Origin of the sequence: Brevundimonas mediterranea, from assembly GCF_014196125.1 — a bacterium.
Lineage (GTDB): Bacteria > Pseudomonadota > Alphaproteobacteria > Caulobacterales > Caulobacteraceae > Brevundimonas > Brevundimonas mediterranea.
Window position 1 is genome coordinate 292472 of sequence record NZ_JACIDA010000002.1, and the last position, 23714, is coordinate 316185.

Sequence of the window (23714 nt, forward strand, 5' to 3'; positions counted from 1 at the left end):
ACCTAGCCGACCGCCGCGACGATCTTCTGGGCGGCGTCGTCCAGATCATCGGCGGCCTGGATGGTCAGGCCCGACTCGTTCAGGATTTTCTTGCCCAGTTCGGCGTTGGTGCCTTCCAGACGCACGACCAGCGGCACCTTCAGACCGACTTCCTTCACCGCGGCGACGACGCCCTCGGCAATGACGTCGCACTTCATGATGCCGCCGAAGATGTTGACCAGGATGCCTTGGACGTTCGGATCGGCGGTGATGATCTTGAAGGCCGCTGCGACCTTCTCCTTACCGGCGCCGCCGCCGACGTCGCAGAAGTTGGCCGGCTCCTTGCCGTACAGTTTGATGATGTCCATCGTCGCCATGGCCAGGCCGGCGCCGTTGACCATGCAACCGATGTTGCCGTCCAGCGAGACATAGGCCAGGTCCCACTTGGAGGCTTCGATTTCCTTGGCGTCTTCCTCGGTCTCGTCGCGCAGGGCCTTGATGTCGTCGTGGCGGAACAGAGCGTTGCCGTCGAAGCTGACCTTGGCGTCCAGGACGCGCAGATGGCCGTCCTTCATGACGATCAGCGGGTTCACCTCCAGCATGTCCATGTCCTTCTCGACGAAGGCCTTGTACAGCGCGGGGAACAGGGACTTTGCGTCTTCGGCGGCGGCGCCCGTCAGGCCGTAGGCGGCGCTGATGGCGGCGACGTCGGCGTCGGTCACGCCCGCGCTCGGGTCGATGACGATGTTCTGGATCTTCTCGGGCGTGTCGTGAGCGACGGTTTCGATGTCCATGCCGCCTTCGGTCGAGACGACGAAGGCGATGCGGCCATAGGCGCGGTCGACCAGCAGCGAGCAGTACAGTTCACGATCGATGTCGGCGCCGTCCTCGATATAGAGGCGGTTGACCTGCTTGCCGGCGTCGCCCGTCTGGGCGGTGACCAGGGTGTTGCCCAGCATTTCCTTGGCGTGGGCGACGGCCTCTTCGACCGAGAAGGCCAGGCGCACGCCGCCCTTGGCGTCGGCCGGCAGTTCCTTGAACTTGCCCTTGCCGCGGCCGCCGGCGTGGATCTGCGACTTCACAACATAGAGGGGACCGGGCAGGGATTTGGCGGCCGCCTCGACCTGATCGACGGACGTCACCGCGACGCCTTCGGCGACCGGGGCGCCGAAACCTTTGAGGACCTGCTTGGCCTGATATTCGTGGATGTTCATGAGGGACCGTCGCAACCGCTGCTGGGAGAGTTGCGGGGCTTATAGGCCCCGTCCCTTCGCAGGTGCAACCGTCCACAGCCTCCCTTTAGTCGACCCAGTCCCGCTTCAGCGTCCGCGAGGCCCCGATCAGCAGGATCGCCGCCAGCACATAGAAGCCCATGCCGGTGTAGATGGCCCACCTCAGGCTCTCCTCCCCGAACCGGGGCGCCAGCAGGTCGCTCATCCAGCCGAAATAGTAGAAGCCGACCGCGATCCCCAGCAGATTGTTCAGCAGCAGGAACAGGGCCGAGGCCGTGGACCGCATGGCCGCCGGCACCAGATGCTGGACCGCGGCCGTGATCGGCCCCAGCCAGGCCAGGTTCAGACCGGTCGGCAACAGGAAGATGAGGAAGGCCAGGACCAGCTGCTGGGTGTTGCTGCCCCCGCCCGGCAGGACCAGGCCGATCAGCCAGGGCGAGTTCATCGCCAGAATGAAACAGGGCGCCGAGATCAGGAAAGCGATGGCCGGGGTCAGGGGATAGGCGCCCTTGCCCTTCTTCGAGAGCTTGTCGGCGATCATCCCGCCCAGCCAGATGCCCAGCAGACCGCCGATCAGGGCGATGCCGGCGTAATACCAGCTGGTCTGACGCAGGGTCAGGTCGAAGCTGCGCATGAAGAACAGCGGCAACCAGCCCGCGACGCCATAGCCGCACACCGAGGACGAGGCCGCGCCCAGGCCCAGCAGCCAGAAGCTGGGCTTCTTGATCACCACCGAGGCGGTGCGTCGCGCCACCATCAGCGACACCCCGATCACGCCCGCCAGCAGGCCGGCGAAGGCCAGGACCAGCGGACTGCCCAGGGACACGCCCAGCAACCAGTTCGCCGCCGCCAGGAGCAGCAGCCCGGCGCCCAGGCCCAGCATGACCTGGGCCGCGATCCGGCCCGCCCGGTCGGTGCCGACCGGCGCGGCCGCCAGGGCCGCGACCTGGGCCTCGGTCTTGATCGCATCGGTTCCGCCGCGCTGGGGATCCTTCACCGTCAGCCTCAGCAGGGGTGCGACCAGCAGGCCCAGCAGGCCGACGACGATGAAGGCCGTGCGCCAGCCGTAGGTCGCCGCCAGCAGCCCCCCGACCAGGGTGCCCGCCGCCATGCCCAGCGGAATCCCGAAGGCGAAGGCCGCGAGGGCCCGCGCCCTTTGATGGGGCGGGAAATAGTCGGCGATCAGCGAATAGGCCGGGGCGACCCCGCCCGCCTCGCCCACGCCCACGCCCATACGGCACAGGAACAGCTGGCCGAACGACCCCGTCATGCCGCACAGGGCGGTGAAGCCCGACCAGACCGCCAGGGCTCCGGTCATGATCCAGACCCGGCTGAACCGGTCGGCCATCCAGGCCAGGGGAATGGCCAGGGTCGAATAGACCGATGCGAAGGCGATGCCGCCCAACAGGCCGAACTGGCTGTCGGACATGCCGAACTCTTCCTTCAGCGGCGCGGCCAGGATGCCGATGATCTGCCGGTCCAGGAAGTTCAGCATGTAGATCAGGATCAGCACCGCCAGCACATAGAAGCGGTAGCCCGGTCGGTGCGGCGCGGGCGCCTGCGCGTCCGTCAGCGTGTCGGTCGTCATCGGCGTTTCCCTCGACATGTTCTTCTTGTTGGGGCGAGCCTAGCCGCAAGTCCGCCCCCTGCAAAGCAAAGGGCGGCGGCCCGGAGACCGCCGCCCTCCGTCAGGCGTCTTCGGCGATCAGAACCGGTAGGTCAGGCGCGCCGAATAGGTGGTCGGCGGGCCGTAGAAGGCGCTGATCGAGTTGTTGTAGGTCGCGCCCGGGAAGCTGTAGCCCCCGACCTTGTAGCGGACATCGGTCAGGTTGCGGCCGAACAGGCCGACCTCCCACTGCTTGCTCGGCGCGATCCAGACCACGCTGGCGTCGGCCAGGACATAGCCGTCCTGGTCCAGGATGGGGTCCGGCGTGTCGAACAGGTGGTAGTCCGACCGGTAGGACAGCGACGGCGTCACCCGGATCTCCCCGCCCAGGATGTCGCCCCGCCAGGTCATGCCGTAATAGGCCGACCATTCCGGCGAGTTCTGCGGCTCGCGGGTGTCCGAGATATCGACCGGCGTGCCCGTGATCCGGGTGATGAACTCGTCGAACTCGTTCTTCAGATAGCCCAGCGAGAAGTTGGCGGTGATGTCGTCGGTCAGGAAGGCCGACCCTTCCAGCTCGAAGCCGTAGATGGTCGAGGCGCCGGCGTTGTCGACCACCGAGGCGATGCCGACGGCCGGGGCCGTGGCCACCTGCTGGGTCGTGATCTGCTGGTCCTTGTAGTCGGAATAGAAGACCGCCGAGGCGAAGTTCATACGCCGGTCGAAGGCCGACCCCTTCAGGCCCAGCTCATAGGTGGTGACCGTCTCGGGCTGGTAGCCATTGACCGTCTGCGGCACCAGGGCGGCGTCGCCCCGCATGTCCCAGCCGCCCGACTTGAAGCCCTGGCTGACCGAGGCGTAACCGGTAACCTCCTCGGTGAAGTCATACGAGATGCTGGCGCGCGGCGTGAACTTCTCGAAAGTGTCCGAGGCGGTGTAGTCGGTGCGTGTGGCGAAGATCGGCCGGGCGACCCCGCCGGTGTAGGGCGTCGGCGTGGCGCCCAGATAGAAGAGGCGCAGGACCGAGGCGTCCTTGTCGTCCTTGGTGTAGCGCCCGCCCAGCGAGACGTGGAGCCGGTCAGAGATGTCGTAGCTGAAGTCGCCGAACACCGAGAAGGACTTTGTGTCCACCGACCCCGCCGCCGCGATGGCCAGGCCCAGATTGCCCGCGATGGTGTCGAAGGCGCCCGAGGAGGTGCCGTCCAGATAGAAGACGCCCGCCACGCCCGACCAGCGATCTCCGGTGAACAGGGCCTGGAACTCCTGGGTGAACTGGTCGTCCGAATAGATGGCCGGCACGTCCAGGGTCGGCAGCGGCGTCTGGTCGAAGTCGATGACCGTCGAGGTGTCGCCCGACCGATAGGCGGTGATGGACTTGAGGGTCAGCATGTCGTTGACCCGGTATTCGCCGGTCAGGGACACGCCCTCGGTGACCACCTTCTGCTCGCCGGTAATCCCGGCGTAGGTGTCATATTCGCTGGCCGGAGGCGTATAGCCGCCAGTGGTCGAATTCACTTCGCGGTGGCCGTGACGGGGGCTGGAATCGTCCTCGACCCGATCCCAGGCCAGTCGGAAGAACAGGTTCTCATTCGGCGTCCATTCGGCGCTGGCGCGATAGGCGGTGACGTCCTTGTCGTACTGGTCCTGGCCGGTGTTCAGGTTCTCGCCGTAGCCGTCGTGCTGATAGGTGGCGACCGCGCCGCCGATGGCGAACGCATCACCGACCGGGACCGAGCCGGACAGAAGGAAATTGTGCTCGTTATACGAACCGACCTCGGCCCGCGCCGTCAGGCTGGGATCGGCGCCCAGGCGTTTGGTGACATATTTGATCGCCCCGCCGATGGTGTTGCGGCCGTACAGGGTGCCCTGGGGCCCGCGCAGCACCTCAATGCGCGAGATGTCGAAAATGTCCAGCACGGCGCCCTGCGGCCGGGCCACATAGACGTCGTCGATATAGAGGCCGACGCCGGGCTCGAAGCCCCACAGCGGGTCCTGCTGGCCCACGCCGCGGATGAAGCTGATCAGGGTCGAGTTGGAGCCGCGGGCGATCTGCACCGTGGCGTTCGGCGTCTGCTGCTGCAGGGCCGTGATATTGGTCGCGCCGGTCTGTTCCAGACGCTCGGCGCTGAGGGCCGAGACCGCGACCGGCACGTCCTTCAGCTGTTCGTCGCGCCGCCGGGCGGTGACGACGATGTCCTCGACCATATTGGCCTGTTCTGCATTGGCCGCCTGGGCCGCCGCCTCGGCGTCCTGGGCCGTGGAAGCCCCCGCCAGCACGCCCCAAGCCGCGCCGGCCAGCAGCGCGCACTTCACATGATGTCTCATGATCCTACCCCTTTGGTTGTCGTTTCCAGCCCGTTGACGCTTTTATTCAGCGTTCAATGATTTTCTTGAACCTGACCCGGTTTCCGCCGTCTGTCAAACCCTCCCCTTACCTTGCGTCGCCGCGCCGCCGCTTCGATCGCGGGCGTGGCGCCGTTGCACCGGTGCGACCGCCCGCCTAGCCTCACGGACATGAGCAAGCCCGACGCCTCGTCCCCTGCCGCCCGTCCCATCGCCGCCGCGCGTCGCAAGTCGGCCGCCGACGCCGTTCCAGCGCGACGCGGCCGGCCGCCCAAGACCCAGGCCAAGGCCGCCGGCGAGACCCGCGACCTGATCCTGGACGCGGCCGAGGACCTGTTCTCCAAACACGGCTTCTACGGCGTCACCATCCGCGAGGTGGCGCGCGAGGCAGGCGTGGACACCGCACTTGTGCATTACTATTTCGGGGCCAAGCGCGACCTGTTCGACGCCGTCTTCCTGCGCCGGGCCCAGGTCTGGAACGACGACCGCGTCGCCGCCATCGATCGTTACGCCGAGGCCGCCGGGCCGGACATGACCCTGGAGGGCCTGCTCGAGGCCTTCCTGCGCCCCCCGTTCGAATGGTCGCTGAAGGGCGGGCCGGGCTGGAAACACTATGCCGCCCTGGTGGCCCAGACCAACGCCAACCCCACCTTCGGCGGCGAGACCATGGCCCGCTATTTCGACCCGGCCATCCGCCGGCTGATCGAGCTGATCGCCGTGGTCCTGCCGGACGCCAGCGAGGTGGACCTGTACTGGGGCTATCACAATCTGTCGGGCGCCCTGACCCTGACCCTGGGCGAGACGGGCCGTCTGGACCGGCTGTCGGGCGGCCTGGCCCGATCCGGGGACCTGGAGACGGCCGGCGACTATATGGTCCGGTTCGCGGCGGCGGGCTTCCGCGCCGTCGTCGGCATGTCGCCCCGCTAGCTGAAGAAGATCGCCCACATCAGCCGGCCAGGCAGGAAGGTCAGCAGGCCGGCGACGATCAGCCCGCCCACGAACATCCCCGTCATCGCCCGCCGGTGCGTCTGCACCCGATGCCGCCGCGCGGCGTAGACCGCCATCGGCAGGCCCACCATGGTCCAGCCGCTGAGCAGATGGATCAGCGACAGACCCGCCGGCCCGCCCGGATTGATCGCGTGGATGAAGAAGGAGCTGACCGCCGTCGTCCCCATGGCCAGCACCCAGGTCCAGCCCAGCGCCCGGTGCAGCCGCGTCCCCTTGATCCCCGCCAGCAGCACGATGCCGATGGCGAGGGCGGTCAGGGCCGCCGCCACATGGATCTGGATCGCGGTCGGCGCCGCCGCCAGAAGGCCGAAGTCGGGCGCGCGCAAACTGAACCCGAGCAGGGCGATCCGCCCCCCGTCCGCCGCCAGATAGGCGACAATGGGGGCGCCCAGCAGGACCAGGGCGACGATGGACGGGACGAAACGGGCGAGACGGGCGTGACGAAACAAGGGGAACCTCCGGCGATCTGTCTCGCCGCTTCTGACGCACGGCTCGCGGTCGCGCCTCCCGTCCTGCGTCAACGACCACCTCGGCTTCGCGAACGGACACCCCTTCCTCAGCAAGGGAAATCGTGATTTCAGACAGGCGCCCTTCCTTGAAAGCCGCCATGACGTCTCCCGCCGCCGACAGTCGCCAAACCTTCCTGCGCGGCCTGGTCGTCGCCACCCTGGTCGGCGTCTTCCTGGCTACGACCGGGGCCTTCGGCAGCGCCAACGCCCCCTATCTCCAGCGTCTGGCCTACTGGGTGTTGGTGATGATCCTGGGCGGACTGTGGGGCCATATGTCCAGCCGGGTCGTGACCCGGTTCATCGACGTGGACGACCGCCCCTGGGTGACGGTCGCGGTGATGACCGCCGTGATCACCGGCCCCCTCAGCGTCATCGTCTGGGCGGCGACGGGCCTGTTCTTCGCGCAGAAACTCTATCCGCTGGCGGCCCTGCCCCAGCTGTTCGGCCCGGTGCTGGTCGTCACCCTGGCGGTCACGACGGTCAACGTCTTCCTGGGCCGGGCCCAGCCGGTCCAGACCCATGCTGCGGCCCCCTCCCCAACGTCGTCGCCGGCGCCCGTCCGTTTCCTGGATCGACTGCCGTTCAAGCTCAGGGGCGCGACCCTGCACGCCGTCCAGGCCGAGGATCACTATCTGCGTCTGCACACCGACCGAGGCTCGGACCTGATCCTGATGCGCCTGTCCGACGCGGTTGAAGAGCTGGAGGGGCTGGAGGGCGCCCGCACCCACCGCAGCTGGTGGGTGGCGCGGTCGGCCGTGCGCGGCGTCGATCGCGGCGACGGCCGCGCCACCCTGACGCTGGAGGGCGGCCTCAGCGTCCCCGTCAGCCGCCGCTACGCCCGCGCCCTGCGCGAAGCCGACTGGTGGTGACGACCGGGGCCGGTCAGGGCGCCGGCGCGACTTTCAAGGCGGAGGCCGAGGCCGCACAGCCGCTCAGGGTGTCGTCGCCGATCTCGACCCGCGCGGTCAGCGGATAGGTGCGGTCGCTCATGCCGTCCGAACATTCGGTAGCGATCAGCACGACGTTCATCGCCGCATTCAGGTCGGTGGAGGTGGCGTAGGTGGCGACCGTCCCCTGAACCGTCGCCCCGCGGTTGGGGGCCCGCTGCGTCGGCTGGTCCATCCGGGTGTAGATCAGGGTGTCCGGCGTGATCTCCACGCTCCAGAAGGGTTCGGTCCCCAAGGCCCGCACGGGCTTACCCAGATCGACCCCCGCCAGAACCGGCGCGGCCTCAGGCGGCGGGGCGGCCTCAGGCGCCTTGTCCCGACGGTCGTAGCAACCGACCAGGGTCAGGCCGAGAACCGGCCCGATCAGCAATGTGGTGAGTATGGCGCGCATGACGGACCCCCGCGTTCAGCCTGCAGGTGTGGACGGGGCCGGCCTCGGTCAAGGGGCCGGGCTGAGTTATGGTGGCCGCATGTCGATTCGCCCGACCGCCTATGAATTCTTCGCCGGGGGCGGTCTCGCGGGCCTGGGCCTGTCCGGCGCGAGCCTCTCAGGCCAGAGATGGGCCGGCGTCGACACCGTCTTCGCCAACGACATGGACCCCGCCAAGGGGCGGGCCTTCGTCGCCAACCATCCCGACATCCGCTTCCATCTGGGCGACGTCTGGTCCCTGCGCCCCGCCGACCTGCCGGGCGCGCCCGATCTGGCCTGGGCCTCGTCGCCCTGTCAGGACGTCAGCCTGGCCGGGGCGCGGGGCGGACTGGAGGCCGGTCGATCCGGCGCCTTCTGGGGCTTCTGGCGTCTGATCCAGGGTCTGGCGGTCGAGGGACGGGCGCCCCGCGTCATCGTGCTGGAAAACGTCATCGGTCTGCTGACCTCGGGCCCTAAAGACGAATTGGGCCGGGATTTTTCCGCCGTCTGCGCCGCCATGGTCCAGGCCGGCTATCGCGTCGGGGCGCTGGAGATGGACGCCGCCCACTGGCTGCCCCAGTCACGCCCGCGCCTGTTCGTCGTGGCGGTTCAGGAGTCGGCCCTGAATGGCGCGCCCGAGGCCTCCGCCCCCTCGGGACCCTTCCACTCCGCACGCCTGGTCGCCGCCCATGCCCGGCTGCCGGACGCCGTGCGCGAGGCCTGGGCCTGGTGGAGCCTGCCGGTCCCGCCCCGGCGCAATCTGGATCTGGCCGCCCTGCTCGAGCCGGATGGATCCGTGGAATGGCTGGACGACGGCGCGGACATCCTGGCCCTGGCCGCCCCGCTGCACCGCGCCCGGATCGAGGCCGCCGTCGCCTCCGGCCGACGCGTCGTCGGCGCCGCCTATCGTCGGGTGCGGACCGAAGACGGCCGCAAGGTCCAGCGGCTGGAGATCCGGTTCGACGGCCTGGCCGGCTGTCTGCGCACCCCGGCGGGCGGGTCGTCGCGGCAATATGTGGTGGTCTGCGACGGCGGTCGGGCGCGGGTGCGACGCCTGACCGGGCGCGAGGCGGCAAGGCTCATGGGCGTGTCGGACGACTATCGTCTGCCCGGCAGTGAGAGCGCGGCGCTTAAATTGATGGGCGACGCCGTCGCCGTGCCCGTGGTGCACGCCCTGACCGAAGGCCTGCTTCTGCCGGCCCTGACCTTGCGTCGCACAGCGGCCTGAAGCCCGCAGGATCGACCCGGCGACGCCGGATCGATCATCCAGGCGCCTGGCTCAGCGCTGGACCCACTGGCCCTGGGCGTTGCGGTACCACTGGCCCGACTGGATGCGGGGCAGAAGCTGGCTTTCGAACATCCGGGCGCCGGCGACGTCGGCGCTGGTGCCGGCGTCGGCCGCGCTGCGGGCGTAGGCGGCGCGGCGGCCGGCGTTCATGGCGTCCACGGCGGCGCGCAGGGCGGCGTCGGACGTGCTGACGCGGAAGCCGACGAAGCCGTCGGCCTGTTCGCCGACCGTGCCGGCGGCCTTGGCCTGGTCGACCAGGGTCTTCTGGGCTGCGGTCTGGGCCAGGGCGGCGCCGCCGAACGACACGGCGGCGGCCAGGGCGCCGATGGCGAGGAATTTACGAAGGCTCATGTCGGCCTGTCCTTTCAAAAGAAGCGAGGCGATCAGAAGAGGTTCGGGTTCTGCTGAAGCAGTTGCTGCAGCTCCTGATCCAGCCGGACGCGGACGTCTGCATCCAATTTGGCGTAGATCTGGATCGGCGCAACCTCCAGACGGATGGTCGGGGCGCAGGCCGCCACGGCGACGACGACCGCCCCGAGGCCGAGTCCGGCCAACTTGCGCTTGTTGATCATGGCGAGAACTCCGGGTCGGTCAAGGTTGAGAGGGTCATTAGCACGCTATCGCGTGAACGGTCGCTGAATGGTTCGGCTCACGGCGTCTCGGCCGCCGGAACCGGCACAGGTGCAGGCGCAGACGCCGGCTCGGGTTCTTTCTGACCCTGACGCGCCCGATTGACGGCCATGATGTCCGAAAACAACTGGTTGGCGTTCAGGGTGGTGTCCAGCGTCAGGTCGATCTGGGTGCCCGACGGCAGGGGCAGTTCCCGGTTCAGGAACTCCCGGCTGATCAGCTCGGCCACCGTCAGGCGCAGTTCCTGGCGCTGCGGCGGTTCGTGCCGCCCCCGGATGTGGAACAGGACCGAGATCCGTCCCTCGTCCAGACTGTTCACATCCGCGCTCAGCACGTCGAAGGCCAGATGCTCCATCGCCTGATAGGCCAGGTCCTCGACCATATTGGGCGGCACGTCGGCGCCCCCGCCGCCCGCGTCCACGTCGGTCAGCACCTCGCGCTGGATCGACAGCCGTCCCGGCTGGACCGCGCCCAGGGCGCCGGCCGTGATCTTCAGGCCCAGTTTCGGGTCCATGGTGAAGGGCAGCCGGCCCGACACCACCGCGTCCAGCATCACCTTGTCGGCGAAACCGCTGTCGGCGACCACATCCCCCAGCTGGACCCGGTCCAGCACGATGACCCCGCTATAGGCCTGGGTCGGGTCCAGCGGCACGACCAGGGGCTCGATGGAGACGGTCCCGCCCCCGGCCTGGACCGACCCGCCGGCGATACTGATCCCCGCCGCGTCGATGGCGAAGTTCAGGTCCAGGGCCGTGGCGTCGGCCCCGATGTCCAGGCTGTCGACCGTCAGCCTCTGGTTCGGCGCCGTGACGATGGCAGGGCTCAGGCTGGTGAATTCGATCTCGCCGCGTGCGCCCTTGACCGGCCCGGCGGGGCTGACGAAGTCCAGCCCCGGCACGCTCAACCGCCCGCTGGACGTCGGCTCGCCGTCCTTGGTCCAGTCGAACCGGCCGTCGAACCCGACGACGCCGGTCGCCGGCGACTGGACGAAGGCCTCGACCAGGGGGCTCAGCATCGAGGGCTGAAGGCCGCCCTCGACGAACCGCACCTCCGGCGCGGCGATATGAACGCCCCCGGCCCCGGTTCGACCGTCGTGGGCCAGGGTCAACCGCCCCAGGGTGGTCGCGGCCGCCTTGCCGGTTCCCTTCAGGTCGAACCCGCCGGTCCAGCGCTCATTGGCCAGGGTCGCCTGGCCCGAGGCCGCCAGGGTCTCGAACCGTTTGGGCGTGGTCGCATCGACGACCTGGGCCCCCGCCACCGTCGCCGTCAGCCCGACCCCCGCCTTGGTCCCATCGACCACCACTCGGCCCGAGGCCTCGGCGAACCGCATGCCCAGGAAGGGGGCGTCGGCCGACACGCCCTGGAACCCGCCGACCACGCGCCAGACGCCGTCCTTGGAACTCAGCAGGGGTCCGGTCTCGGGACACAGTTTCCCGGCGACCTGATGGACGTCGTTCTCGTCCAGCTCCAACCGCTCGACCGTCAGGTCGACACAGTCCGGGGTGACATAGGTCAGCCGCCCGTCGGCCATGGCCAGCAGGCCGCGCGTCCGGGCGTCGATCCCGCGCGCCAGATCGAAGTCCAGCCGCGCCCGCCCATCCAGCCGCGCCTCGAAGCCGCTGTCCGTCAGCCGCCATTCCGGCACGGTCACGGCCATTTCCGGCAGACCCCGCCCCCGCGTCGCCGTCAGATTCAGCGCCCCGCCGCCCAACCGTCCCGGTTCGGCCTGATAGGCGCCCGCGCCCCCCTGGGCGACCGTCAGCACCCCGCCGTTGGCCGGAGTCAGGGTCACGGGCCGGGCCAGGGTCACGCTGGTCCCCGCCGAACCCGTAGTGAAGCGGATGGCGGGCGCGTTCAGGGCGAAATCCCCCAGCGCGGTCTTCATCTCGGTCAACTCGGCGATCTCATCCGGCCCGACCGGCCCGAACAGGGGCCAGGCGCCGCCCGCCGAGCGCAGGCCGCCTTCGGCCGCGATCCGCATCGCTCCGTCCTGAACCACGTCGAGGCTCAGTTCGCCCCGCGCCTGTTTCAGCATCAGGTCGCCGAAGCCGATCCGGTCGAACGCCGCCATCACCGGCCCGGTCGCCTCAAAGGCCGTATCGCGCCCGCCCATCGACAGACCATTCGACTGGATCGAAAGCCCCTGGGCCTCAGCTTCGCCGGCCTGGCCGGAAGCCGCCGTCAAGTTCAGCGGCGTCTCCAGGCTCCAGCGCACAGCCTCATCGCGCGACACCGTCAGCCGACCGCCCGCCGCCGAACCGGCGACCTGACGCGCCGCAAGGCCCGGCCCATCGATCGCCGCCGCCTTCAGGTTCAGGGCGGTCGCGCCTTCCAGCCGGAAGGTCTCGATCCATCCGGCCGTCACGCCGTCGAACCGCGCCGACAGCTCCGCGTCCCGCGCCTGGGTCTGCTGTCCGCCTTGACCCAAGCCCAGCGCGCCGCCGACCAGACGGGCGTCGATCACGGCCCGGCCGTCGCCGCGCCGCCTCTTCATGTCGGGATAGGGCAGGTCGCCGGTCAGGCTCAGCCGCATCGCCCGGCCGTTCAGGGCGGCGGTCTGGACCCGGTCGCCCCCAGCCTCGACCCGCAGGGCGATCCGGTCGTCGGTCGTCGTCAGATCGACGACGGCGCCCAGGCCTTCCGCCTCGAATTCTCCGCTTTTCAGCGCCGCACGCGGCATCCGCGCGCTCAACCGCATCAGCTTGCCGTCGTCCACCCGCGCATCGGCCAGCAATTGCACCGGCCCATATTCTGTATCGAGCCGCGCCCGCCCGCCCTCGACGATCACCAGAGGGCTGCGCGAATCCGGCCTGGGCGGCCCGCCTGTGAACTGTTCGACCAGCGGATCCAGCGACCCCAGGGACAGTTTTCCGTTCTTCCAGCTGGCCCGCATCACCGGTCGCACCAGGCGGATCCGACTGGGCGTCACCCCCATGCCGGTCTTGGACCACGGCAGGGCCACGGCGTAATCCACCTCGACGCGCTCGACCGTCACATCCGGATTGCGCGGATCGCCGATGCGGATGCGGCCGACGAAACCGTCCAGCTCGATCCGCTCGACCTCCACGTCGGCCTGAACGCCCTGCCGCTCCAGCCAACCGACCAGAACCTCGCGCGCTGCGGCCCGGCGATTCAGATAGAGGGCGGCCGCCAGCAGGGCCACGACCACGAACACGGCGAGCAGGCCCAGGCCCAGTCGACGCCGCAGGCCGCCCTTGCGCCTGACACGTGGGGATCCGTCGGAAGGACTGTCCGGAACTTCGGTCAAACAGGGACGCCGTATCGATTGAGAACTGATCGCCGGACCACCATCGCCACCCTCGATGCGAATACAAGCCTCAAGCGTCGCCGACAGGCCCGAACCCTGCGTCCGTCGCAGCCAAGCTGGGCGACAAGAGGGCGAGCCTGCGTGTCAATCGCATGAGTATGTGAGACTTTTTCCGCCCACGTCCGGTTCTTAACGGTTTGTAACGGTCTGTCTTCCCAAACTGAGACAGGCAGGTTATAGCCGATGACTTCGTGCCCGGGGTCTATCGGCGCGATTTTGGGTAAAAAGTTTGGCGCCTCGGGCGTCGCAACACGATGAGACCGATGGCTCAGTTCGACCCACGCCGCCAACCTATGCGTCTCGCACCGCATGTCGTGACCGCCGCCGCCGCCATTTCGGTCGCCCTGCTGGCCGGTCGAGTCTATCAACCCGCTCAGGCGGAAGAAGTTCCCGTGATATCGTCGGCTCAGATGGCCGCCATGGAAGTCCAGGCCTTCGCCGCCGCCAACGCCCCGGCCGGCATGACCGCCCCGGAAGCCGTCCCCGTCCAGATCCGTCGCGGCGAAACCTTCGAGCAGGCCGTGCGCCGCACCGGCGTCGCGCCGGAAGAAGCCAGCGCCGTCGCCGCCACCGTCGCCAACGCCTTCGACCTCGCCGACCTCCGCGCCGGCCTTCGCTTCGAAACCGCCATCGCCAAGCCGCGCGACGGCCGGGGCGACGCGCGCCTGATCGGCCTGACCATGCGCACCGGACCGGCCAGCCAACTGACCGTGTCGCGCAGCTTCGACGGCGCCCTGCGCCTGCGTTCGCTGGAAGAAAAAGTCACGCACGAGACCGTGGTCCTGAAGGGCGACGTCGAACGCTCCCTGTCCGCCAGCGCCCGCGAACTGGGGGCCACCGCCTCCATCGTCCGCTCCGCCAGCCGCCTGTTCGCCACCAAGTTCGACATGCAGCGCGACATCCGCGCCTCGGACGAGTTCACCATGGTCTTCGACCGCGACGTGACCGAGGCCGGTCGCACCGTGGGCGTCGGCGACCTGATGTACGCCGAACTGCGCGGCGTTACCTTCTATCGATTCAAGCCGGCCGGCGCCAAGGAAGCCCAGTTCTTCGACGCCTCGGGCAAGAACCTGCGCTCGGCCATGATGCGCACCCCGCTGCAGAATTTCCGTCGCGTGTCGTCAGGCTTCGGTTTCCGCACCCATCCGATCTCCGGCTATAAGAAGATGCACCAGGGCATCGACTTCGCCGCCGGCTCCGGCACGCCCATCGTCGCCCCGGCCGACGGCGTGGTGGTCGAGGCGCGTCGCTGGGGCGGCTACGGCAACTGGTTGCGCATCCGTCATAACAACGGCCTCGAAAGCGGCTACGGCCACCTGTCGCGTTACGGCTCCGGCATTCGCGCCGGCCAGCGCGTGAGCCAGGGCCAGGTCGTCGCCTATGTCGGTTCGACCGGCGCCTCGACCGGCCCCCACCTGCACTATGAACTGTGGCGCAACGGCCAGCGGATCAATCCCGCCGGCGTCCGCACCCAGGAAGGCACCGAACTGGCCGGCGGCGACCTGGCCGCCTTCCGCGCGGAAAAGGCCCGCATCGACCGCATCATTGCGTCCGGCGGACAGAAGCGCCCGGCCCTGCAACAAGCCTCCGCCGACGGCCTGCGCCCCGTTCGGGGCTGATCAAGCCGTAACGGCACGCTTCCTCAACCCGCGCCTTCGCCGGCGCGGGTTTTCTATTGCGCCGACTGCAGAGCGAGACGGATCGACGTCAGTCCTGCGAATGTGCCAATCCGAGGCAGGCGAGGTGGCAGGCGTCGCAAACTGAGCGATGCGGACAGCGCGAAGGTTAACCCTGTCTCCCGGTCTGCGGGACGATCTTCAATGCGTATCAGGGCTTCGTCTCGAGGCTCGGTTAACGCCTCGAACGCGGAAAGACGCGGCCGTTCTTGCAATCGACAGAACGCCGTCATTTCCGGCGGCCATCCTCTTGGGGCTTTCAAATGACTCACAATATCGGCGTGACCAGCCTGGCGGCCGCGGCCGCTCTCGGCATTCTCGCATCCGGCGCTCAGGCGCAGTCTACTGTTGCATCGAACCAGAAGAACACGGCGACCGTCCGAGCTCAGCTCAACGCCGTCGTCAACGACGTCAACGGGAACGTCTCGCAGACCTCGGCGGCGATCAGCAACTCCGCGACGATCTCCGGCGCCGGGCCGACGACCGTGCGGAATCTTCAGGATAGCTGGGGTTCGACCAGCGCCGCCCTATCCAGCAATGTCGCCGACGTAAACGGCGATGTCGCGGCCACGGCGGCGGCCCTGGGCAACTCCGCCACCGTCACCCTGGACGGCAATGTCGTGTCCAAGGTCGCCAACACCCAGTACACCCACCGCGGACAGTTTCTGGCCGACGCCAACCTCAAGGTGGCGGACATTGACGGCGCCGTGAACGGCACCGCCGCCGCCATCGCGAACTCCTTCACCGCCTCGGGCGAGGGGGCGATGACCGTGACCAACGCCCAATATTTCAACGGCGACTCGCGAGCCGTGCTGAACGCGACGGTCCAGGACGTGTCCGACAAGGTGAACCTGACCTCGGCCGCCCTGGCCAATTCGGCGACCATCGACCTTCAGGGCGCGGGCAAGGGCACGGTCACCAACACCCAGATGTCCGGTTACGACCCGACCGCCACCCTGTCCGCCACGATCGCCGACGTGGATGGCGCGGTGTCGGCCACCTCGGCGGCGATCTCCAACTCGCTGACGCTGAACACCGGGCCGAACACCATGCTGACGGCTTCCTCTGTTCAGGACAACAAGGCCCTGACGCAGGCGATATCCAACGTCACGGTCCGGTCCGTGGATTCGGCGTCGCTGACGGCGGCGGCCATCGGCAATTCGGCGACCATCAGCCGAGTGACCGGGGGGCTCTGACCCTTCGTCGCGCGGGACGACCCCGTCCCGCGCGACGGATCGGGGGACTGACCCAGACGAAAAAGGCCGTCGCGAACCTCGCGACGGCCTTTTTCAGTCCGTTTGGAGAACCCGGAAAGTCCGTGGCGCCTCAACCGCCCGCAGTCGTCGTCCCGCGCACTGCCGACGACGGCGCAGTGCGCCAGCTCGAGGGATCCAGCACCCAGCGGGCCGGCGGTCCCGCAATCGGGCGGGACGGGGCCGGCCGATCGCCGGGCGGCGTGGCGGACGGCCGTTCGGCCTGGGGCGCAGCCGCTTCCACCGCGCGCAGCGCCAGCAGGCTCTCGCCTTGCAGCCCCGTTTCGGGCCGCGCGAGACAGCGGTCCCGGGGAATGGCGTAGAGGTCGGCGACGAAGTCGTACAGGCCGCGTTCGATCGCGGTTCGGACGGCGAACTGGATCGGCTCCATGCCGGAGGCTCCAGCGGAAAGGTCGAAAATATTGCCGTGGGTGAAGTCGAACACGCCCACGCGGATCTCGCGACCGACAAGCTGCTTTTGATAGGAGGCCGTGGCGACGACTTCCTGGGACTGGGTGTCGACCAGGCGAAGATCGATGGCGATGTTCATCACATAGCCGCTGCTTGTCAGCCCCCCCTTGACCCCGCTGGCCTCGATTCCCCCGGCGGAGACATCGACCCCGGAAGACCGAAGATTATAGTTCAGCTCGGTGACCCCGCCCACGACATAGTATCGCGAACCGGCGATCTGACCGGCATAGATCGGGCGGAAATTCTCGGCGCTTTCGCCGGCCGCCTGGGGTGTGTCGGACAGGAGATGAGATTGGGCATATTGTCGTTCGACCTCCGAAACCCCGCGATCCTGGCGCTCCACCGTGGGCACTCCGGCCTTGGTCAGGGCTGTCACGGCGAACAGGGACGCGCCCTGGCTGATCTTGCGTCCTGTCTCCAGATCATTGCGGCCGGTCAGGTCGGCGATGTCGCCGACCGCCAGCCGCGGCGCGCTGCGCCCCTCCGCCTGGCCTGCCGACGCCAGACATCTCAGCGCGGCGGAATAGGCGGTGTCGTTGCCGGTCGCCGGCGCGCCGCCGATGGGATTGGCGTAAAGACCGGTGGCGGGGTCGTAGTGTGCGGTCGTGCAGCCGGCCAGACCGACCGCCGCGATCATCGACGCCTCCAGGAGCGGTCTCAGTCTCACGAAGCGGCTCCTGCGGCGATGGCGTAGGTCTGGACCTCGACGGGGTCGTCGGCAGGCAGGCAGGTCGCCTTGGCGCCCGGCGTCTGGATGCCGGCCAACAGTTCGAAGACGCCGCGTTCGACCACCGTTCGCACGGCGGCCTGCACCGGCTCCATCGCGCCGCCGCCGGCCGTCGCAACGCCGCCGACCGATCCCTGGCTTCCCGTCAGCCCGAGGCTGCGGTCCACGCCGACCACCTGTTTCTGGAAGCTGACGCTGTTCACCACCTCCTGCGAGCGCGTATCCACCAGTCTGAGGTCGACCGCGACGTTCATCACATAGCGCGACGCCTGACCCAGGCCGCGCAGGCCGGTCGTGCTCACATCGCCCGCCTGGACGTTCACGCCGTTCGAGGCGATATTGTAGTTCAGTTCGGTGACGCCGCCGACGAGATAATACCGCGACCCCGCGACCTGGCCGACGTGGATCGGCCTGAAATTCTCGGGATCCTGACCGGCCCGTTCCGGGGCGTCGGACAGCAGGTGCTGGCGCGCATAGTTCAATTCGATCTCGGCGACCGTATTGTCGAGCCGCTCGACCACCGGCGCGCCGGAGCGGGTCAAGGCCGTGATGGCGAACAGCGCGGCGCCCTGCGAGACGCGTGCGCCGGTCTGGAGATCGACCCGGCCCGTCATGTCGGAAATCCGGCCCACCGCGATCCTGGGCGGGGCGCCGTCGATCCAGCCGCCCCGCCGCGACAAGCAGGTCAGGGCCGCAGAATAGGGAGACGGATTGGCTGTAGCGGGGGCGCCGCGGATCGCGCCCGGATTCATCCCACCCAAAGGTTCCGCCGTCGCGGCTCCGGCGACCAGGCCGAGCGCGATCCCCATGATCGCCGCCCGCCTCATGAGCCGGACTTCCGCACATTGGCGCTGACGTCGCCGCTGTTGGTCTGGCGGCTGTTCAGCACCACGGTGTTGCCGTGGCCGATGATGGAGACGTTGACCAGGTTGCCCACGGCCGTCGCGCTGCTCGTATCGCCCAGCGCCGCAGCGCCGCTGTCGAAATAGGCGGCGCCCGACTGCGTGTTCGACCCTGTGCTGGTGTAGCTGACGGTCGTGCCGGCCTGACTGTTCACGATGACGCCGTTGACGACCAGCCGATTGCCGTTGGCGTCGCGCGTGACGGGGTTGAAGGTCTGGGTCGCGACGGCGCCGGAGCGGCCGTAGCCGGCCTCCATCGAAGCCGCTCCGGCAGACTCGGTCGAGGATTGCGCGAGGGCCCGCCCGGAGAGACCGGACAGGGTCAGGATTACGAGCGGCAAGAGCGGCGTCTTGGTCATGATGTGTGTCATCTCAGCGGGAAGGGGAGCGGGGTGAAACGGCGGAAAGGGCCGACGCCGCCTTCGCGGAGAGCGCCGGCCTATTCACTCAGAAGCCGGTTACGGTCAAGCTGTTGCCAATGGCCGCCGCCGTGTTGGTGACGGCGCCCGAGACGTCACGCACGGTCGTGGTGGCGATGGCGGAAACCCCGGCTGTATTGGTCTGCGACGAGTTCAGGGAACCCAGCCGCGAGTCGATGGTGGCGGAGTTGCTGATGGCCGCCGCCGTCGCCGAAACCGTGCCCGACACGTCGCTGATGGTGGAGTTCAGCGTGGCCGAGGGGTCGTTATAGGCGACCTGGGTGTTGGTGATCGCGCCGCCCCAGTCAGAGGTCTTGATCGTCGCCGAGTTGGCGATGGCCGCCGACGTCGCCGAGACATCCTTGGAGACATCGCCGATGGTCGCGTTCAGCTGGGACGACGCGCCGCCCCAGGCGTTCTGATTATTGTTCAAGGACACCGCCGTGCCGCCGTCGATGGTGACGCTGTTGGAGATGGCGGCGGAGGTGACGGAAACCGAATTGTTCACGTCGGTGATCGTGGCGTTCAGCTGCGAGCGGACGGATGCATTGTTCGACTGGCCTGATCCGATGCTTTGTGCATGGGCGGCGCCGGCCGTCGCGACGCCGAGAACGGCGGTCATGATGAGGATCTTGGTGGTCACGAGATTTCTCCAGAAAGCCCAACATCGGGCAACCGGCTCAGTGCAAAAACCCGTCCATTACAATGACTAATACAAATTAGGCATAGGCGGTAAGGGGTTGATCGACGCGGAAGACGCAAGCGATTGATCTGACATCAAACCGCGTTCGGACAGGGTTAATACGGCCACTCTTAAAGCGTGGGGCGGCAGACTGGCTACGGGGCATCGTGAGTGCAGGCCTGTCGCAATTCGGCATGGGCGTTCGTCAACTGTCTCGAGACGGGGCGCCTGCGGACGGCGCCGCTGCGGCATAGGACCAAGCGGCTGAAGCGGGGCATGGATCGGGCTTCGATCCGCCTCCGCCGATGGCGGCCGAGTCGGACCCGGACTGATCCGCGGCGTATAAGGCTTGTCCGCGAAAGACAGCCCGGTTCCGGCCACTGTCACGCCGTCAGGAAAATTAGTCGGCGAACGGCATGACCAATTCGAAAACGGCGCCCCCGGTCGTAGGCATCAGATCCAGGGTGGCGTCGTTCGCGGCCAGCAGGGCGCGGGCGATGGACAGGCCGAGGCCGGCGCCGCCTTCTCCGCGTCGCGTGGTGAAGAACGGCTCGAAGACGCGACCGGCGTCGGCCGGCGCGACGCCTGGACCATCGTCCGCCAGGGTGACGACAAGTCGATCGGGCAGGGCCGCCGCCCTGATGCTGACGGCCGTCGCGCCGGCCTGGCGGCTGTTTTCCAGGAGCGTCGAAACGACCATCTCGATGGTAGACGCTGGAACGGCCACCCTGGGCGTTTCGTCCCCGAACATCACCGAGATCGCCAGCCGGCTTGACCTGGCGTCGACCGCCTTGCCGATCGGGAGGCGCACATCGACCGACAGTCCGGCTTGGGGACGCGCCATATCGGCCCGCGCCAGATCGAGCAGGCGCGTCACGAGGGCCGAGAGACGGCGAGCGTCGGCGGCGATGTTGTCGAGGAACCGCCGACGTTGGTCAGGAGCCATCTCATGGTCCTGCAGCAGTTCGACGGCGCCCTGTATCCCGGACAGGGGCGTCTTGAACTCATGGCTCACGGCGGCGGCGAAATCACGCAGATAGCGGGAGCGGCGATCAACGGCCTGAGCCATCCGCCCGAAGTCCTCATAGAGGGTTCGGATTTCGACGGCGGCGGTGGCCGGCGCGGGGGGAAGCACGCCGCCGCCGTTGGCGACATCGCGTGTCGCCCGGCTGAGCGCCTCGATCGGGCGGGCGATGCCGCGCGAGACCAGGACCGCCAGAAGGGCGATCACCCCCAGGGTGCCGACGACGCCCAGCCCGATCTTGATCCGGTCCTGGTACAGCCCCTTGAACAGGGCGCGGGGCGAGCGGGACGCCACGACGACCCCCTCGACCCGGCCATTCACCATCACCGGCCGCGCGTGGTGGATACGAACGCCCGCTGCACGGCTGAGCCATTCCATGGAATAGCGCGGGCGATAGGCGTCGTTGCGACGCAGGACCGTCCGAGGCCGGCCCGCAAGCGCCGAGCGCACTTCGGTCAGATCGGCCAGGCCGCCGCCCTGGCCGTAGCCCAGAACGATCGTCCCGTTGCGATCAAGCAAGAGGATCGAGGCCAGGGTGGTGCGGCTGGTCTGCTCGACGACAGGACCAAGCCGGGCGGCGACCCCGACCGCCCCTGCGTCAGGCGCGGCGGCGGCGCGCGGCGAGGGTCGGGCCGGCAAGACCGGCGTGGACCCCAGGTCGATCGTTGCGGGTTCAGGCCTGTAGTAACCCGGATCGTCGCGCCGGGCGGGATCGGGCGAAACCACGACGGCGCCGGGCCAATCCGAGGCGGCGACGGCCGACAGGACGACGGCCTGGGCGACCAGTTCCGCCTCCGTCTGGCGCACGAGGGTGTTCTCGTAGACCCGCAGGAAGATGGCGCTGAGCCCCGGCAGGACGCCGGCGAAGATCAGCACCGACAACAGGATCGTCCGGAGCCTGAGCGCCGGCCAGTGACGGCGGACGAAGGCGCGCAGGCGTGCGATCACGCCTCCGGCGCCCCGGGCGCGCCGAGGCAGGGGCCAAGCTGGTAGCCGATGCCGGGTCTCGTCTCGATCACGTCAGCCCCGCCCACCATGGCGAACTTGGCCCGCAGGTTGCGGACATGGCTGTCGATCGTCCGGTCGGTCATGGCGAAGCCTGGGCCGTGGACCCGGTCGATGATGGCGTCCCGCGTGAAGACCCGGCGCGGCGCATCGGCCAGGGTGCGCACGATGCTGAACTCCGTCACCGTCAGCGGCACCTCGATATTGCGCCACGTCGCCCGCCATCCGTCCGCGTCCAGGCCCAGGCTCCCCAAGGCGAACTGGCCCGGCGTCGGCGGGGGCGGGCTCCGCGCGATCCGGCGCAGGATGGCGGCGACCCGCGCCACCACCTCGCGCGGACTGAAGGGCTTGGTCACATAGTCGTCCGCCCCCAGTTCCATGCCGAGGATGCGATCGATCTCGTCGTCGCGCGACGACAGGAACAGGACCGGAAGATCGCCCTGGGCGCGGATTCTACGACAGGTCTCGATCCCGTCCATGCGGGGCATGTTGATGTCCAGCACGACGAGGTTCGGCCTGCACAGGGCGATGTCGGCCAGAGCGGCCTCGCCGTCGGCGGCCTCCCGCGTAGCCAGACCGGCCTTCTGAAGCGCGAAGGTCAGCAGGTCGCGGATGTGCGGGTCGTCATCGACCACCAGGACGGTGCTTTGCATGATGGCCATGTTCAGCCTTCCGTCCGCGAGGTCAACGGGACAGACGGCGGGGCGGCGATAGGCGCTGGAGCTGAAGGCGGCGCAGTTCGGATAAGCCGTCCGTCCCAATCGCGTGCGCCAGGCAACGGCGGCGATAGCGCGTCGTTCCGTTGCAAGGCATCGACACGATCGAGGCGACGCTGGTCGCGCCAGGTCCAGCCGCGCCATTCGCTTTGTCGGCGACGGACGTTCAGCAGGATGTCCTGGCGGACGGCGGCGACCCTGTCGCGCAGTACGGCGTCGTCGAGGGTCGTTTCCAGCTCGACCAGCGAGACGAGGGCGGGCGCGCCCAGGGTATGGAGATAGCCGAGGTCCAGCGCGACCCCGCGACCTCCGACTTCCCTGGCATGCCGCACGTTCCAGCCGGCCACGACGGCGCCGAGATCGACGACGCTGACGACCGCCAGCACGACCAGCGCGGCCGCAGCGTTGGCGTTGATCAGCCAGTGCGCCGACTTGGCAGCCAGCATGCGCCAGCAGATCAGCATCAGGCCCACCGCCACCAGCCCCATCCAGATCATCGCGGCGATGCGGAAACGGGTCAGGGCGTAGGCCTCGATATAGTCGGCGGTGCGCAGCAGGCTGGATGCGACCAGGATCATGTTCTGCGCGATCCAGACGACCACCAGACGACGCACCAGCGGCCTGTTCGCTGTGTCGGAACCCGGCTGGAGCGCCGCCAGGACGAACAGCCCGGCGAGCAGGGCGGTGACGATCAGGGGATAGGCGCCGCGATGGGCGTATTCGGCCAGGCCCATATCGCCGGGAAGCGGCGCGCCGCTCCACAGGAAGGCGATGTCCAGGCCGTTCTGGAGCGCGAAGACCGCATTGAAGACGATCAGGGACAGGGTGATCGTGCGGGTCAGGAAGGCTGAAGGCTTTCCGATCTTGCGTTCAGGCAGGGCGAGCAAGGGCTTGCGCCAGCGCGGACGCAGCAGGCCCAGAGCGCCGATGAAGACGACGCCCCAGAACAGGGCGCGAAGGGTGTTCTGGGGCGATAGGGACGGCAGGGACAGGTTGGCGAGCGCATTCGAAATGAGCGGATTCGCCGCCGAGAACAGGGCGAGGAAGACACCGCCGCCGACCACGGGCATGATGAGAAGGCCAAGCAGGTTCAGAGCGGACATTCCGCCGCGACCGCGCCTCTGCCGCGAGACCCTGAACAGGTCGACCACAGGGCCAAACAGCGCAAAAAACCAGTGAAGCGCCAGTCTTTGGGTCCAGCCCCACGCCGTCTCGTTCGGCCCCACCCGGCTCGACAACGCCCCGAGGCTGATCGAGACCCCGAACAGAGCCCAGGCCAGCAGCCCAGGCCGGTCCGCCAGAACCAGGGCGAAGGCCACGCCGACCAGGACGAAGCCCCGGCCTCGACGGTCTTGCAGCAGGTCTTTCCGGCCAAAGAGCGCGCCCCCCAGGACCGCGAAGGCGAACAGGCCAAGACTCGTACCTGGGGCATGGGCGAAGAACAGCAGGTCGGCGAGGCCGACCAGGGCGGCGCCGACGGCGACCCTGAGCCAGAATGATGATCGAGGCAGAACGGGTATGTGAAGCATGGGGCCTCCCTTTCGGGAAATGCTTCTCCGC

General features: G+C 68.5%; 20 protein-coding genes. 5 read left to right on the forward strand and 15 right to left on the reverse strand.

The window, feature by feature from the left end; translation table 11 throughout:
- Positions 1-2: 2 nt before the first annotated feature.
- From sucC to GGR11_RS10350, 3 genes are all read right to left on the reverse strand, one after another.
- Complete coding sequence (sucC, locus tag GGR11_RS10340) at positions 3-1193, reverse strand: ADP-forming succinate--CoA ligase subunit beta (RefSeq protein WP_183196749.1); 1191 nt, start codon at positions 1191-1193, stop codon at positions 3-5.
- An 85-nt stretch (positions 1194-1278) separates the two neighbouring features.
- Positions 1279-2799 (reverse strand): spinster family MFS transporter, encoded by a 1521-nt coding sequence (locus GGR11_RS10345; protein WP_183196751.1) that lies wholly within the window; start codon positions 2797-2799, stop codon positions 1279-1281.
- Positions 2800-2916: 117 nt separating this feature from the next.
- Positions 2917-5142, reverse strand: a complete 2226-nt coding sequence (locus GGR11_RS10350; protein ID WP_183196753.1) for a TonB-dependent receptor — start codon at positions 5140-5142, stop codon at positions 2917-2919.
- A gap of 189 nt (positions 5143-5331) precedes the next feature.
- On the opposite strand from GGR11_RS10350, the gene GGR11_RS10355 reads away from it, so the two are divergent.
- Positions 5332-6087: a TetR/AcrR family transcriptional regulator gene (locus GGR11_RS10355; protein WP_183196755.1), complete on the forward strand. Its 756-nt coding sequence runs from the start codon at positions 5332-5334 to the stop codon at positions 6085-6087.
- Here GGR11_RS10355 and GGR11_RS10360 read toward each other — a convergent pair.
- On the reverse strand, positions 6084-6617 hold the full coding sequence (locus GGR11_RS10360) for a DUF2306 domain-containing protein (RefSeq protein ID WP_183196757.1): 534 nt from the start codon (positions 6615-6617) through the stop codon (positions 6084-6086). The genes GGR11_RS10355 and GGR11_RS10360 overlap by 4 nt on opposite strands.
- Before the next feature lie 158 nt (positions 6618-6775).
- Between GGR11_RS10360 and GGR11_RS10365 the strand changes: the two genes are divergently transcribed.
- Positions 6776-7546, forward strand: a complete 771-nt coding sequence (locus GGR11_RS10365; RefSeq protein WP_183196759.1) for a LytTR family DNA-binding domain-containing protein — start codon at positions 6776-6778, stop codon at positions 7544-7546.
- Positions 7547-7559: 13 nt separating this feature from the next.
- On the opposite strand, the gene GGR11_RS10370 is transcribed toward GGR11_RS10365, so the two are convergent.
- Positions 7560-8015 carry a COG3650 family protein gene (locus GGR11_RS10370; protein WP_183196761.1) on the reverse strand — a complete coding sequence of 152 codons (456 nt, stop codon included), beginning with the start codon at positions 8013-8015 and terminating at the stop codon, positions 7560-7562.
- A gap of 79 nt (positions 8016-8094) precedes the next feature.
- Here GGR11_RS10370 and GGR11_RS10375 point away from each other — a divergent pair, with 79 nt between their 5' ends.
- A complete protein-coding gene (locus GGR11_RS10375; protein WP_183196763.1) occupies positions 8095-9261 on the forward strand; it encodes a DNA cytosine methyltransferase in 1167 nt (388 codons plus the stop codon).
- Positions 9262-9312: 51 nt separating this feature from the next.
- Here the strand turns inward: GGR11_RS10375 and GGR11_RS10380 are convergent, their stop codons facing one another.
- The 3 genes from GGR11_RS10380 to GGR11_RS10390 form a co-directional block, all read right to left on the reverse strand.
- Entirely contained in the window at positions 9313-9672 is a 360-nt protein-coding gene (locus GGR11_RS10380) for a DUF1318 domain-containing protein (RefSeq protein WP_183196765.1), read from the reverse strand.
- Positions 9673-9704: 32 nt separating this feature from the next.
- Positions 9705-9893 carry a YnbE family lipoprotein gene (locus GGR11_RS10385; RefSeq protein WP_183196767.1) on the reverse strand — a complete coding sequence of 63 codons (189 nt, stop codon included), beginning with the start codon at positions 9891-9893 and terminating at the stop codon, positions 9705-9707.
- A gap of 77 nt (positions 9894-9970) precedes the next feature.
- On the reverse strand, positions 9971-13219 hold the full coding sequence (locus GGR11_RS10390) for an intermembrane phospholipid transport protein YdbH family protein (protein ID WP_246331759.1): 3249 nt from the start codon (positions 13217-13219) through the stop codon (positions 9971-9973).
- Between the two features lie 323 nt (positions 13220-13542).
- On the opposite strand from GGR11_RS10390, the gene GGR11_RS10395 reads away from it, so the two are divergent.
- Both GGR11_RS10395 and GGR11_RS10400 read left to right on the forward strand, forming a co-directional pair.
- Positions 13543-14898, forward strand: coding sequence for a M23 family metallopeptidase (locus GGR11_RS10395; protein WP_183196769.1), 1356 nt, complete (start codon positions 13543-13545; stop codon positions 14896-14898).
- 320 nt (positions 14899-15218) lie between these two features.
- The gene (locus GGR11_RS10400; RefSeq protein WP_183196771.1) at positions 15219-16151 is read left to right on the forward strand and encodes a hypothetical protein; all 933 of its coding nucleotides are present in this window, start codon (positions 15219-15221) and stop codon (positions 16149-16151) included.
- Positions 16152-16281: 130 nt separating this feature from the next.
- Here the strand turns inward: GGR11_RS10400 and hfaB (GGR11_RS10405) are convergent, their stop codons facing one another.
- The 7 genes from hfaB (GGR11_RS10405) to GGR11_RS10435 form a co-directional block, all read right to left on the reverse strand.
- A complete protein-coding gene (gene hfaB, locus GGR11_RS10405; protein WP_183196772.1) occupies positions 16282-17346 on the reverse strand; it encodes a holdfast anchoring protein HfaB in 1065 nt (354 codons plus the stop codon).
- Positions 17343-18215 carry a holdfast anchoring protein HfaB gene (hfaB, locus tag GGR11_RS10410; protein WP_246331761.1) on the reverse strand — a complete coding sequence of 291 codons (873 nt, stop codon included), beginning with the start codon at positions 18213-18215 and terminating at the stop codon, positions 17343-17345. The genes hfaB (GGR11_RS10405) and hfaB (GGR11_RS10410) overlap by 4 nt, the downstream gene beginning before the upstream one ends.
- Before the next feature lie 14 nt (positions 18216-18229).
- Complete coding sequence (gene hfaA, locus GGR11_RS10415; RefSeq protein WP_183196777.1) at positions 18230-18667, reverse strand: holdfast anchoring protein HfaA; 438 nt, start codon at positions 18665-18667, stop codon at positions 18230-18232.
- A gap of 88 nt (positions 18668-18755) precedes the next feature.
- On the reverse strand, positions 18756-19370 hold the full coding sequence (locus GGR11_RS10420; protein WP_183196779.1) for a hypothetical protein: 615 nt from the start codon (positions 19368-19370) through the stop codon (positions 18756-18758).
- Positions 19371-19809: 439 nt separating this feature from the next.
- On the reverse strand, positions 19810-21381 hold the full coding sequence (locus GGR11_RS10425) for a histidine kinase dimerization/phospho-acceptor domain-containing protein (protein ID WP_183196780.1): 1572 nt from the start codon (positions 21379-21381) through the stop codon (positions 19810-19812).
- Positions 21378-22100, reverse strand: a complete 723-nt coding sequence (locus tag GGR11_RS10430; protein WP_183196783.1) for a response regulator transcription factor — start codon at positions 22098-22100, stop codon at positions 21378-21380. The genes GGR11_RS10425 and GGR11_RS10430 overlap by 4 nt, the downstream gene beginning before the upstream one ends.
- 2 nt (positions 22101-22102) lie before the next feature.
- Positions 22103-23683, reverse strand: a complete 1581-nt coding sequence (locus tag GGR11_RS10435) for a DUF4153 domain-containing protein (protein ID WP_183196785.1) — start codon at positions 23681-23683, stop codon at positions 22103-22105.
- Between the last annotated feature and the right edge of the window lie 31 nt (positions 23684-23714).